At 69.1% G+C, this 13,461-nt stretch carries 9 protein-coding genes; 3 read left to right on the forward strand and 6 right to left on the reverse strand.

Annotated features, from left to right (window positions below):
• Positions 1–67: 67 nt before the first annotated feature.
• Entirely contained in the window at positions 68–2,500 is a 2,433-nt protein-coding gene (locus ACQZ13_RS07845) for a membrane-bound PQQ-dependent dehydrogenase, glucose/quinate/shikimate family (protein WP_431050799.1), read from the forward strand.
• On the opposite strand, the gene ACQZ13_RS07850 is transcribed toward ACQZ13_RS07845, so the two are convergent.
• Together ACQZ13_RS07850 and ACQZ13_RS07855 are read right to left on the reverse strand one after the other, a co-directional pair.
• A complete protein-coding gene (locus ACQZ13_RS07850) occupies positions 2,479–3,684 on the reverse strand; it encodes a hypothetical protein (protein WP_431050801.1) in 1,206 nt (401 codons plus the stop codon). The two genes, ACQZ13_RS07845 and ACQZ13_RS07850, sit on opposite strands and share 22 nt — an antisense overlap.
• 619 nt (positions 3,685–4,303) lie before the next feature.
• Positions 4,304–6,508 (reverse strand): prolyl oligopeptidase family serine peptidase, encoded by a 2,205-nt coding sequence (locus ACQZ13_RS07855; protein WP_431050803.1) that lies wholly within the window; start codon positions 6,506–6,508, stop codon positions 4,304–4,306.
• 323 nt (positions 6,509–6,831) lie between these two features.
• Between ACQZ13_RS07855 and ACQZ13_RS07860 the strand changes: the two genes are divergently transcribed.
• On the forward strand, positions 6,832–7,140 hold the full coding sequence (locus ACQZ13_RS07860) for a hypothetical protein (protein ID WP_431050805.1): 309 nt from the start codon (positions 6,832–6,834) through the stop codon (positions 7,138–7,140).
• Positions 7,141–7,145: 5 nt separating this feature from the next.
• On the forward strand, positions 7,146–7,427 hold the full coding sequence (locus ACQZ13_RS07865) for a type II toxin-antitoxin system RelE/ParE family toxin (protein WP_431050807.1): 282 nt from the start codon (positions 7,146–7,148) through the stop codon (positions 7,425–7,427).
• Here ACQZ13_RS07865 and ACQZ13_RS07870 read toward each other — a convergent pair.
• Genes ACQZ13_RS07870 through uraD form a run of 4 tightly spaced genes read right to left on the reverse strand, consistent with a single transcriptional unit; the run spans position 7,421 to position 13,459 of the window.
• The gene (locus ACQZ13_RS07870; RefSeq protein WP_431050809.1) at positions 7,421–9,793 is read right to left on the reverse strand and encodes a TonB-dependent receptor; all 2,373 of its coding nucleotides are present in this window, start codon (positions 9,791–9,793) and stop codon (positions 7,421–7,423) included. The genes ACQZ13_RS07865 and ACQZ13_RS07870 overlap by 7 nt on opposite strands.
• Before the next feature lie 57 nt (positions 9,794–9,850).
• Complete coding sequence (locus tag ACQZ13_RS07875) at positions 9,851–10,249, reverse strand: DUF2946 domain-containing protein (RefSeq protein ID WP_431050811.1); 399 nt, start codon at positions 10,247–10,249, stop codon at positions 9,851–9,853.
• 38 nt (positions 10,250–10,287) lie between these two features.
• The gene (locus ACQZ13_RS07880) at positions 10,288–11,619 is read right to left on the reverse strand and encodes a M20 family metallopeptidase (RefSeq protein WP_431050813.1); all 1,332 of its coding nucleotides are present in this window, start codon (positions 11,617–11,619) and stop codon (positions 10,288–10,290) included.
• Between the two features lie 31 nt (positions 11,620–11,650).
• Complete coding sequence (gene uraD / locus ACQZ13_RS07885; protein ID WP_431050815.1) at positions 11,651–13,459, reverse strand: 2-oxo-4-hydroxy-4-carboxy-5-ureidoimidazoline decarboxylase; 1,809 nt, start codon at positions 13,457–13,459, stop codon at positions 11,651–11,653.
• Positions 13,460–13,461 lie beyond the last annotated feature (2 nt).

The raw sequence follows: 13,461 nt of genomic DNA on the forward strand, positions 1-13,461 counted from the left end.
GAGTCCGCCGGAACGCCACTTGCCATGCCCGGGACATGGCCGCCCGCGCGGCGTTTCAGGCGACTCGATGTCCAACGTCCTTGCTCCGTCCCCCGCACCCGTTCCCTGGCTGGCCCGCGTCCTCGGCGCGGCGCTGCTGATCCTGGGTTTCGTCATGCTCGCTGCGGGCGGGCTGCTGGCCTCGATGGGCGGCAGCTGGTACTACGCGATATCGGGTCTGGCCTGGGCCGTCATCGGCGCGCTGATGTGGGGACGGCTGCGCGAGGCGGTGTTTGGCTATGCGCTCTACTTCCTGGCCACGCTGGCATGGAGCCTGTGGGAAGTGGGCCTGGACTGGTGGCCGCTGGGGGCGCGTCTGGGCGTACCCTTCGTCATCGGCGCGGTGCTGCTGGTCCTGGTGCCGACGATGCGGCGCCATCTGCCGGTGGACGATCTCCGACGCGTCGCCTGGCGCAGCCCGCCGGCGCTGGCGCTCGCGGCGGCGCTCGGGATCTTCGTTGTTGTCGCGTTGACATCGTGGACACGCGATCTTCATGCCGTGGCAGGCACGATGCCGGCCAACGGTGCCGCCCGTCCGCCCGGCGCGCCGGCGTCCGACGCCGCGGCGGTGCCCGACGGCGAATGGCACGCCTACGGTCGCACAGGCTTCGGCCAGCGCTGGTCGCCGCTCGGGCAGATCACGCCCGCCAATGTCGGCGAACTCAAGCTGGCCTGGGACTTCCGCACCGGCGACGTCCGCGGACGCCCCGGCGATCCGGTGGAGACCACCTTCGAGGTCACCCCGCTGAAGATCGGCGAGCGCCTGTTCCTCTGCACGCCGCATCAGACCGTGCTGGCGCTGGACGCGACGACGGGCCGGGAACTCTGGCGCTTCGATCCGCAGGTGCGCGGACAGCTGGCGCTGCAGCATCTGACCTGCCGCGGCCTGTCCTACCAGCCGCCGCCGGACGCGATGACCGCGGCCGGCGCCCGACCCGCGGCCTGCGCGGCCAAGCTCTTCATGCCGACGGCCGATGCGCGGTTGATCGCGCTCGATCCGGCGACCGGCAAGACCTGTCCCTCGTTCGGACAGCAGGGCGCGATCAACCTGATGGCCGGCATGCCGAACGCCCAGCCGGGCGCGTACTACTCGACCTCGCCGGTCGTGGTGACGCGCAAGCTCGTGATCGTCGGCGGCACGGTGCTCGACAACGCCTCGACGAAGGAGCAGTCCGGCGTCATCCGCGCCTACGACGTCGAGACCGGCGCGCTGGTCTGGAACTGGGATTCCGCGAATCCCGACGCCACGACGCCGATCTCTGCGGGACAGACCTACGCGGCCAATTCGCCCAACAGCTGGTCGGTGGCCAGCGTCGACGAGGCGCTGGGACTCGTGTACCTGCCGATGGGCAACCAGCCGCCTGACCAGTGGGGCGGCAAGCGCTCGGCGGCGGTGGAAAAGCATTCGTCGTCGGTGGTGGCGCTGGACCTGGCGACCGGGCGCACGCGCTGGGTCTTCCAGACGGTGCATCACGACCTGTGGGACTACGACGTGCCGTCCCAGCCGGTGCTGGTGGACCTGACGGTGAAGGGCCAGCGCGTGCCCGCGCTGGTGCAGCCGACCAAGCAGGGCGAGCTCTTCGTGCTGGACCGGCGCGACGGCAAGCCCGTGTTCCCGGTGACCGAAACCCCGGCGCCGCAGGGCGCGGCGGCGGGCGACTTCAGCGCGCCGACGCAGCCGGTGTCGGCGATCTCCTTCAACCCGCCGGAGCTGCGCGAGCGCGACATGTGGGGCGTCTCGATGTTCGACCAGCTCTGGTGCCGCATCGCCTTCCACAAGCTGCGCTACGAAGGCCGCTTCACGCCGCCGTCGGAGCAGGGCTCGCTGATCAACCCGGGCAACTTCGGCGTCTTCAACTGGGGCAGCATCGCCGTCGATCCGGTGCGCGGCATCGCCTTCACGACGCCGGCGGTGCTGGGCTTCACCTCCACGCTGGTGCCGCGCCGCGACGACACCTCGCTGCTGGTGCAGGACGGCGGACCGCCCAAGGGCGCGCTGCCGGCGCTCAACGAGAACTTCGGCGCGCCGTTCGCCGCGAAGATGAAGCCCTTCACCTCGCCGCTGGGCATCCCGTGCCAGGCGCCGCCGTGGGGCACGGTGGCCGGTGTCGACCTGAACGAGGGCAAGGTGGTCTGGCGGCACCGCAACGGCACGGTGCGCGACCTCTCGCCGTTGCCGGTGCCGTTCAGGCTCGGCGTGCCCAGTCTGGGCGGACCGCTGATGACGGCGGGCGGCGTGGCCTTCCTGTCGGGCAGCATGGACGATTACGTGCGCGCCTACGACGTCAACGACGGTCGCGTGCTGTGGGAAAGCCGGCTTCCCGCCGGCGGCCAGGCCACGCCGATGACCTATCTGGGCGCGGACGGGCGGCAGTACCTGCTGGTCATCGCGGGCGGACACGGGTCGACCGGGACCAGGCCCGGCGACCATGTGCGTGCTTACGCCTTGGAGAAACGCTGAGGCGTGGCGAAGTCATCGGTCCGGCCGCGCGGACGTGGATCCCGGCGAGGGACCGCGGGTTCGAAGCCAGAAGCGCTCCTGACGAGCTCCCACGCACGCGCCGCGTCGTCCCCGCTCAACTCGTCCACTTCGCCTGGGACCGGGGCGGGGACATCGGCCTCTTGGCCTGACGCGGGCAGATGCCGCAGGATGTTCTCCACCGTCGCGGATTTCAGCAACCCCACGTCGAGGGCGTCCTTGAGCTTCGACCGGATCATGGCGGCCTGGTCCGGCGCGCACTGTCCGATGGCCGGCTTGCCATCGCTGCCGGGGGCCAGCAGGACCTGTTCGAACACCTGATCGCCGAGGCTCTCTGCTCCCGGCAGCCGGGCCATCAGCAACCCGTCCAGGTAGGCCTTCAGGGCGTTCGCCGGCCGGTCCAGGTGGAGGAGCGATGGCGGTGCGCACAGTGCGGCCATGACGGTCGTGTCGCCCGAGCCCTCGGTGATCAACTGGAGATAGGCCCTGTCGTTGAGCGCATTCCGGCGTCGCGTGGCGTGGGCCGCATCCATGAAGGTGAGCACCGCCTCGCCGACGTCCTGGCGCGCTGCGGCCAGCAGGACGGTCTCTCCGTCGTCCCGTGCCTGCATGAGCGCCTTGAGAGGCTCGCCTCGGACGATCTGGTCCCTGCCGGCCTTCGCATACGCCTCGACCACCGCCCGGAAGCGAGCGGGCGCCGCGAGCACGGCGTGCAGCAGCGGCGAGCGATCATTGCCGCGCATCAGTGAGGTGACGTCCTCCGGCCGGACCAGGCCCGCCAACGCGGCCTGTGCGACATGACGGATCTGACGGTCGAGGACCTCCGGCGGGATGCCGACGACAGGAGTGCCCGCGGTCGTTGCGACTATCGACAGGACGTCGGGAAGGCGGCGTCGGGCGACCTCCTTGAGTTGGGCATCCTGGGCCATGGCCCGCAGGCAGGCGGTGCTCGTTTCCTCCTGACCCGCGCGCACGCCGGCCTCGAACGCGTCCTTCAAGATGCCGAAGTGGGTGGGAGCGTCGATCTCGCCGCCCCATCCGCTGCGCAGGTGGATCCGCTCCAGCAGGGACTTGGTCGTGCCCACGTCGCCGTCGGCGACGGCCTCTTTGAGTCGATCCCGCAGACGATCGTGCGGCTCGTGTTCGACGTCGCCATCGACGTTCATGACGACATATTCGGTAAGCAGGGAGGGAGAGCAAGGTCTCATGGTGGGCACTGACAGCTGCAAAGGTTGTCAGTCGACGCCGGTGCCCATCGGTTCAATCAGGTCCAACCATAAAAAAGCCCGGCCCCTCGTGGAAGGGCCGGGCAAGGGCGCTGTGACGCCGCCTGGACGCCCCGACTGCTGGGGGCGTGGTGCTGCGGCGTGGCGAATGTGAAGCGCATGCGCGCCGGCCATCGGGCGACCGGGGAGGGCCGCGGCCTGGGCGCGAGGATCGTGGAGGACTCAGTCGCCGTGAAGCGACTGCGCCGGGAAGGGCCTGGCCTGGCGGGGTCGCGGGCAGGGACGCGGGCGCGTGGTCTGCGGGCTGGCGGGCGTTCGGCGTGTCGTCATGCTTCGCATCATCGCTTTCGCCAGAGATTCCGAGACGACAAGAACAGGGGGCAAATCCGGCCAGACATCTGGCCGGATTTCACGCCCTTTTCCGACCGCACGGCGACTGCACGGCGACTGCCGGCCCCGGGGCCGTCCGGCCGGAAAGTGCAAAGCCCGGCGCGTCGTCGACGGCCGGGCTCCGGGGCGGCGCGCCAGGGCGCCGCAGCAGGGCGGGGTCGCCCTCAGCTCACTTGACGTCCATCCCGAACGTGTTCGCGATGAAGGCCAGGATGTCCGCGCGCTCCTCGATGATCTTGGAGGTCGGCTTGCCGGCGCCGTGTCCGGCCTGCGTCTCGATGCGGATCAGCTTGGGCGCGGGGCCGGTGTCGGCGGCCTGCAGCGTCGCGGTGTACTTGAAGCTGTGGGCCGGCACGACGCGGTCGTCGTGGTCGCCGGTGGTCACCAGGATGGCCGGGTAACGCGCGCCGCTCTTGATCGTGTGCAGCGGCGAGTAGGCCTTGAGCCACTGGAAGTCGGCGGCGTTCTCCGAGCTGCCGTAGTCCGAGGTCCACGCCCAGCCGATGGTGAACTTGTGGAAGCGCAGCATGTCCATCACGCCGACCTGCGGCACCGCGGCGCCGAACAGGTCGGGGCGCTGGTTCACGACCGCGCCGACCAGCAGACCGCCGTTGGAGCCGCCGTTGATGGCGAGCTTCGCGGGCTGGGTGTACTTGTTGGCCACGAGGTACTCGCCGGCGGCGATGAAGTCGTCGAAGACGTTCTGCTTCCTGCCCTTGGTGCCGGCCTCGTGCCAGGCGGCGCCGTACTCGCCGCCGCCGCGCAGCACGGCCAGCACGTAGACGCCGCCCATCTTCATCCAGGTCGCGGCGGTGACGCCGTAGCCCGGCGTCATCGGCACGTTGAAGCCGCCGTAGCCGTAGAGCAGCGTCGGGTTGGTGCCGTCCAGCTTCAGGCCCTTGCGGTGGGCGATGAAGATCGGCAGCTTGGTGCCGTCCTTGCTGGTGACGAAGACGCGCTTGCTTTCAAACTGGTCCGCCTCGAACGCCGTCTGCGTGCGCTTGAACAGCTCGGCCTTGCCGGTCTTCGCGTCCAGGCGCCAGATCTCGCCCGGGGTGGTCAGGCTGGTGTAGCTGAAGAAGGTCTCGGGGTCGTTCCACTTGCCGCCGAAGCCGGCGGCGGTGCCGACGCCGGGCAGGGCGATGTCGCGCACGTGCTTGCCGCTGGGGGCGTGCACGCGCACCAGCGTGGCGGCGTCCTGCAGGTAGCTCAGCACCAGCTGGCCGCCGACGCCGCTGGCGGCGGTCAGCGCGTCCTTGGTCTCGGGCACCAGCGTGGTCCAGGTCTTGGGATCCAAGGCCCGCCAGTCCTTGTCGAGGTCGATCGCGATCAGGCGGCCGCGCGGCGCGTCCTTGTCGGTCTTGACGATCAGGCGCTGGCCGTCGAGCACGACGGGCGCGTACTCGGCGTCGAAGCTGACGGTCAGCGGCACGGGCTTGGCGCCGGCGTAGCCGCCCTTGCCGTCCAGCGGCAGCAGCATCAGGCCGTTCTTGCGGGCGGAACCCTTCCACACGTTGATGAGCGCCAGGCGGCCGTCGTCGGTGACGTCGACGTTGAAGCCCCATTCCTTCTCGGCGGGGTTCTCGGCGACCAGCGTGTCGGCGGACTGCGGCGTGCCCAGGCGGTGGTAGTAGACCTTCTGGAAGTAGTTGGCGCCGGTGAGGGCGGCGCCTTCCTTGGGCGCGTCGTAGCGCGAATAGAAGAAGCCCTTGCCGTCGGGCGTCCAGGACGCGCCGGAGAACTTCACCCATTCGATGGTGTCGTCCAGGTCCTTGCCGGTGTCGAGATCGCGGACCTTCCAGGTCTGCCAGTCGGAGCCGGCGCCGGCGGTGCCGTAGGCCATCAGGCGGCCGTCCTTGGACACGACGCTGCCGGTCAGGGCGACGGTGCCGTCCTTGGACAGGGTGTTGGGGTCGAGCGCGACCTGCGGCGTGTCCTTCAGGCTGCGGGCGGTGTAAAGCACCGCCTGCTGCTGCAGGCCGTTGTTGCGGGTCCAGAAGTAGCGGCCGCCTTCCTTGTAGGGAACGCCGAACTTCTCGAAGTTGTAGAGGTCGGTGTAGAGCTTGCGCGCGGGCAGGCGCTGCGGCATCGCGGCGAGGAACTTGTCGGTGACCGCGTTCTCGGCCTGGACCCAGGCCTTGGTGTCGGCGCTGTTGTCGTCCTCGAGCCAGCGGTACGGGTCGGCGACGGTGGTGCCGTGGTAGTTGTCGGTCTGGTCGACCTTGCGGGTGGCCGGGTAGCTCAGGCCCTGCGAGGTCGAGGACGACGCGGAGGTCGTGGCGGCGGCAGGGGCCGCGGCGGTCTGTGCGGTGACGGCCGTGCCGGTGCCGAGCCCGACCACCAGCGCGGCGGTCAACGAGAGGCGGGTATGCATGCGATGTGCTCCTGGAGTCGGGAAACCGCCCCGTTCGGCTCGTGGCCGTGCGGGGCGGTGCGCGGGGATTGTGCCCCGCGGTCCGTGGGGTGCCTTTGGTCAGGGCGGGGAACTACGGGGTGGACGAACCGCGACGCCGTGTCGCCGCCGGGGCTGGCTCAAAGTGATCGTCTTTCGCGATCGACCGACTTGTCCAAGTCGTTTTGGGCTCTGGCTCGATCCCGACCGCTCCGACTGCTTCTCAGAATCCTGCATCCCTCTTCATTGGAAAGTGCAGGTGCAGAATGAACGCTGTCCTAAAGCGCATCGACTTCAGTCCGCCTATGACCGACACCAACCCCAATATCTTGACCGTCCGCATCGACCCGGAGCTCAAGCAGCAGTTGGAGGCGTTTGCCGCGGAAGTCCATTTCAAGATGGATGATCTGGTCGACCAGATGATCCGTGAGATGCTGTTCCGGAATTCCCCGGAATTCGCCGACCCCACCAATCCGCGGACCATTGACTACCGCGCCTCTGAAGAGAGTTTGCTTCAAGGGCTTCGGGGCGAATTCGTGTCGCAGGAGGAGGTTGAGCGGCTGCTCATCGACACTTACGAGGCGGAGGATCCGGAAGCCCCGCGTGAGACTTGAGGTACGTGCTGACCCCACGAGCACTCCGAGAACTTTCCAAGATCCTGGCGCACATCCACGCGAACAATCGTCTCGCCGCGGAGAGGTACTCCAGGCTGTTCCGAAAGACCTTCGGGACGCTGGCCGCCCATCCGGGTATCGGAACGAAGTCCCGCGAGCCTGGAAGCCTGGAGTTTGCGTTTCATCGCAACTATCGGATCGTCTATCGATGCGTCGGAGCATGTATCTGGATCACCCGCGTTCGGCACGTGGCCCAGTTGTGGCCACCGCCGGGATCAGGTCAGTAATCCCACCTCGCCTCCACCTGGAACGTCCTTCCCGGATACGGGTGGAAGTTCCAGTACTGGTAGTTGTTGAGGTTGTCGATGCCGGCGGCGAGGGTCCACTGTCGGTCGATCTTCCACTGCGCCCGCACGTCGACGGTGAAGTACTTGCTCGCCGCCATGTAGGCGAAGCCGTTGACGTCGCTGTTGTCCAGCGTGCTGAACTGCTTGCCGCTGTAGCGCGCGCCCAGGCTCAGGCTCAGGTCGTCTCGGGCCTGCCATTGCGCGAGCAACGTGGCGCGCCAGCGCGGCACGCGCGGCTGCCATTTGCCGATCGTGTCGCCCGGCACCGTCGCGTAGCCGGCGTTGGCCAGGATGATCGAATCGGCGAAGGTGACGCTGCCGGTCAGGCTCACGCGCTGAGGCAGACCTGCGGTGCCGCTGAGCTCGACCCCGCGCGTCCGGATGCGGTCGATGTTCTGCACCGTGTTCGCATTGGTCGCGACGTTCAGCTGCGAGTACAACGCGTCTCGACTGTCCTCATGGAAGAGCGTCACCCGCAGCGCGTCGCGATCCTGCCCGGTCCATTCGGCGCTGAGCTCGCTGGTCCAGCTGCGCTCGGCCTTCAGGTTCGGGTCGTTGTTGATGAACTGCCCCGCCGCGTTGAAGCCGCCCTGGAACAGCTCGCTGACGGTCGGGAAGCGCACCGCGCGGCCGGTGCTGGCCTTGATCACCCACTGCTCGCTCAACCCGTACGACAACGCCGCCTTCGGCGACCACGCGGTCTGCGCGCGTGACGGATGGTTCTGCAGGTTCGTCGTGGACTGCGTGACGCCGTCGAACGATTGCCAGTGCTCGCCGCGCAGGCCGAGCACCGCCGTCCAGTCGGGCGCGAAGGCCCAGGCATCCTGGGCGAAGACGGCGCGCACCCGCGTGTCGCCGTCGAAACGCGAGGTCAACGCGCCGGCGTCGCCGGCCCGCCAGTCCGTGAGCGCGGAAACGCGCGTGCGCAGCCGATAGCGCTCCTGCGACACGCCCGCGTCGATCGTGTGATCGCTGCCGTCCGGCGTCCAGGTGAGCTTGCCGGACAAGGTGTTCCAGCCGGTGCCCGCCTGATCGGTGAGCCGACCCGCGTTGGGCGCGGCGGTCGTCGGCGCGTAGGCGCGCGAGCGGTCGGCGAGGTAGTCGTACAAGCTGCCCGATACCTCCCACCCGAGTCCGTCGCGCACACGGCGCTTCAGCGAGATCGCGTGCATGCGGTGCTCCAGCTCGTCGCGCGTCTGCGGGAAATCGCTTGCGCTCAAGGTGTAGCCCTTGCCGTCGATGCTCACGGGCTGCGTGATGCCACCGCCGGTGCGATGGTCGATCGTCCGCCCGTTGGCATCCGTCAGGAAGCTCTGCGAGCGACCGTCGGAGTCGTTGCTCCACAGACCGAAGACATACATGGCCCGCAGGCCCGGGTCGAAGTCGTAGGCGAGCTTCAACTTCGCCTGATCCTGGACCGTGTCGTACTGCGTGCCGCTGCCCAGCAGCAGCCACGGTTGGTTGCTCCGGTTGAGACCCGCGACCGCGCCGGTGACCGGCACCGCGCCAGCTGCAGGGGCCGATGAACTCAAGGTCCGCGTCGCGAAGGTCTGTGGCTGTCCTTCGCTGTCGGTGCGGCCGGCGTGCAGCCACCATGAGAACGCCCCTTCCGCGCTGCCGATCGACGCACTGGCCTGCCTCGCGTCGTAGTCGTGCTTGTGCCCGTACAGGTCATTGGGCTGATGGCTGTAGCCCACCCGCGCGTGCGCCTCGAACCGGGTTGGCATGCGCGTCTGGTAGTCGACGACGGCGCCGACCGCGTTGCCCGAGTACGCCGCCGAGAACGGCCCGTACATCACGTCCACGCGCGCGATCTCCTCCGGCGACACCAGGCCCCAGCGCGGCGCGAAGGTCGCGCCGTTGCCGAGCAGGTTGGACAGCAGGATGCCGTCCGCGTAAACCAGCGACCGCGCGCTGTTGCCGGTGCCGGAGGCTCGTGTCGAGAGCACGGCGTGGTTGTAGTCGCCGATGTAGCGCTTGCGCACCAGCAGGCTGGGCAGGTACTTGAGCGCGTCCTCGGCATCGGTGGCATTGACGTCGCGGGCGATCGCCTCGCCGGTGACGCTCTCCATCGTGGTGGGAATGCGGCTCGGCAGCGAGGTCGGCGCGGCGCCGTCGACACGGACGATGCCCAGCGACTGGGCGCGAGCGGGAGGCAGGGAAGGAGCGAGGACGGAGGTGTCGACGGCGGCGTCCTTGGCGACATCCTCGGCGGCGGACACGGTGGTGAACGCGGCCGCGCAAGCGGACGCAAGCACCGTCAGCGCGCCGGCTCGAAGCCGACGCGCACGGGAAATGCTGTGCATGGAAAGGAACTCCAACGGAAATGAAGGAGCACCGGCGTCAGGCCGGTGCGACAGGCTTCAGACCGTCAGAGGTGGGGCTCTTGCCGGCGCGCTGCGCCAGGCATGGGCCGTGACCGTCGCGCTGTAGAAGCGCTCCGGCAGGCCGTGACGCAGCTCGGTGCGCAGCGGCAGCACCGCAGGCACCGGCGGCAGCGGCACCGCATCCTGGTGCAGGTGGCAGAACGCGCAGTGCTGGAACAGCGCGTGGTCCTGGTCGTCAGCACCGCTGTCCGCCAACCCCGCTCGCAGCTCGGCCGCCCGCGGACCCACCACGCTGGATCGGCAGATCTGCGTCCACGGCGCCAGATCTCCGTTCAAGGCCTGCGCCGCCATCGACGCCGCCGGCAGCAGCGCCGCCAGCCAGAAGACCAGGACGGTCATCCAGCGGGCGAAGGCGGTGGGGGAATGCAGACGCATGACGCGGCGGATTCTAGGCGCGCCGCGCCGGCGGGCGCTCAACGGGACTGCAACAGATCGAAGAGCGTGCGAGCGACGACCTTCGTCGCCCGGCGCAGGTCCTCCAGCTCGACACGCTCGTCGGAGCGCTTGGCATGCGACTCCAGCACCGTGCGCGGACCGGCGCCATAGATCGCCGCGGGAATGCCGTGCTCGCCGTAAAGACGCACGTCCGTGTAGAGCGGCGTGCCCGAGGTCGGGATCGGCTCGCCGAAGACCGCCTCGCCGTGCCGCTGCAATGCGTCGACGAGCGGACGGTTGCCCGGCAGCGGCTTGAGCGCGCGCGCAAGCAGCAATCGCTTCACGTCAACGGTGATGCCGGGGAACGATGCCGCCGCCTTGGCGATGGTGTCGCGGATCTCCGCCTCGACGACGACCGGATCCTCTTCCGGAATCATCCGGCGATCCAGCTTCAGCGTGACCTTGCCCGGCACGACGTTGGTGTTGGTGCCGCCCTCGATGCGGCCGACGTTCAAGTACGGATGCTTGATCCCTTCGACCTTGGAGGTGACCTCGCGGTACGCGAGGTTGCGCGCATACAGCGCGTTCAGGATCACGACCGCGCCCTGCAGCGCGTCGATGCCGGTGTCGGGGATCGCGGCATGCGCCATCTTGCCGTGGACCGTCACCTCCATCTGCAGGCAGCCGTTGTGCGCGGTGACCACCTGGTAGCTGAAGCCGGCGGCGAGCAGCAGGTCGGGCTTGGTCAGCCCTTGCTGCAGCAGCCAGCCGGGACCGAGTTCGCCGCCGAATTCCTCGTCGTAGGTGAAGTGCAACTCGACGCCGCCCTTCAGCGCAGCGCCCGGTACGCCGCCTTGTTCGCCTCCTTGTGCAACCTCCTGCGCGGCCAGCGCCTCCACCGCGCGCAGCGCGAAGGTGTAGGTCGAGAAGTCGCTCTTGCTGACCGCGGACGCGCGTCCGAAGAGCTGACCGTCGACGACCTCGCCGCCGTAGGGATCGTGGCTCCAGCCGTCGCCAGGCGGGACCACGTCGCCGTGAGCGTTCAGCGCGATCACGGGGCCGCCTTCAGCGCCGAAGCGACGCCGCACGATCAGGTTGGTCAGCGATTCCAGGCCGTACTCGCGCACCTGCGCCTGCGGCACCGGGTGCTGCTCGGCGACGTAGCCCATCTCGGCGAGCAGCTCCGCGGTGCGTGCCGCATGCGGCGCGTTGTTGCCCGGCGGCGTGTCCGTGGGCACGCGCACCAGCGCCTGCAGGTAGCGGACCTGCTCGTCGAAGTGAGCGTCGATCCAGGCGTCCAGCGCGTCGTACGAGGCCTGGAGCGAATGCTGGGTCGCGTCCGGGGACGATGTCTTTGAAGAAGCGGTCATGGGGTGTCGTGTCCAGGAGAACGGGCGGCGTTCAGAGCCGGTCGAGCAGCGCGAGGAAGGCCTGCACGCAGAGCTCGGTGTCGTCGTTGCTGATCGCTTCGAGCGGGTTGTGGCTGATGCCGAGATTGAGTCCGCGCTGGAACAGCATGGCCTGCGGCATCGCCTGATGGAGCTTCATCGCGTCATGGCCCGCGCCCGAAGGCATCCGGTGCACCGGCAGGCCGAGCGTCTCGACCGCGGCCTCCCAGCGCGACTGCCACGCTGCGTCGCTGGGCGCGGCGGCGGCGGCTTCGGTGCGCTCCAGCGTGAAGCTGACGCCGCGGCGCTCGCAGATTTCGGCGAGACGCGCACGCACGTCGGCGTCGAGCGCGTCGCGCGCGGCATCGGTGGTCGCGCGCAGGTCCAGGCTGAATCGGCATCGACCCGGAATCACGTTGATCGATCCATTGGGGACCTGCAGCTGCCCGACGGTGCCGACGACCTCGGGCACGGCGCCAGCGCGTTCCTCGACGTAGAGGATCAGCTCCGCCACCGCCGCCGCGGCGTCACGCCGACGGTTCATCGGCGTCGTGCCGGCGTGCGAGGCGAGTCCGCGGACCTCGCCGACGTAGCGCAGGCTGCCGTTGATCGAGGTCACGATGCCCAGCGGCAGGTCGAGCTCGTTGAGCACCGGCCCCTGCTCGATGTGGACCTCGATGAAGCCGAGGTAGCGCGCGGGATCCCGCTGGAGCGCCTGGATCGCCTCGATCGTGCCGGGCAGTCCCGCGTCGCGCATCAGGTCGCGCAACACGACGCCGTCCGCGTCGGCCTGATCCAGCCACGCCGGATCGAAGCGTCCGACCAGCGCGCTGGAACCGAGGAAGGTCGCCTTGTAGCGCTGGCCTTCCTCCTCGGAGAAGCCGATCACCTCGATGCCGTGCTTGAGCCGGCGGCCCTGCCGCTTGAGCTCGCGCACGCACGCCATGGGCACGAAGATGCCGAGCCGCCCGTCGTACTTGCCGCCGTTGCGGACGGTGTCGTAGTGGCTGCCGGTGAGCAGCCGCGGCGGCTCCTCAGTCTGGCCATTAGCCTCGCCGTGATACACGCCGACGACGTTCCCGACGGCGTCGATGCCGACCTCGTCGAAACCGCACTCGCGCATCCAGTCGGCCAGTTGCGCCGCGGCGGCGCGGTGCGCCTCGGTCAGGTAGAGCACCGTGAGCTGACTGTTCTCCGCGAAGCCGGGATCGGAGAACCGCGCCAGCGACTCCGCCCAGTCCCAGACCTGGTTGCCGAGCGTCGGCACGACGCCGAACTTGTCGTTGAGCCGGATCTCCGCGATGCGGTGGATGTTGCGCAGGCACTCGGCGCGCTCGATGTCCGGGTGTCCGTTCAGCCGCCGCGCAAAGGTGTCGATGATCTGCTGCCGCGACAGACCGTCGCCACGCGGGCCGCGTACCGCCAGGATGAAGGGCCAGCCGAAGCGCGTGTTGTAGTCGGCGTTCAGCTGCTGCAGCCGGGCGAATTCGTCCGGTGTGCAGTTCGTGAGGCCGGCCTTGTTCTGCTCGTTCGTCGATTCCGCGGTGAGCGACTTCGCGACCATCGCCTTGCCGGCGAGTTCCGGGTGAGCCCGGATCAGGCCGAGCTGCTCGTCGAGCGCAGCCTCGCGCACGACGCCCGCCATCGCATGCTTCAGCGCGGCGAGGCTCGCAAAGCCGCCGGCGGAGCGCAGCGCGAAGGCGCGTCGCGCGATCCACGGCGAGTGTTCATAGATGCCGTCCAGCAGCGCGACGAAGGCGTCTTCGTCGGCGACGTTCAGTTGATCGAGGGAGAGGGAGGGGGCGAGGGAAGCGGTACTCATCA

It is taken from the genome of Roseateles sp. L2-2, from assembly GCF_050613215.1.
Taxonomy (GTDB): domain Bacteria; phylum Pseudomonadota; class Gammaproteobacteria; order Burkholderiales; family Burkholderiaceae_C; genus Roseateles; species Roseateles noduli.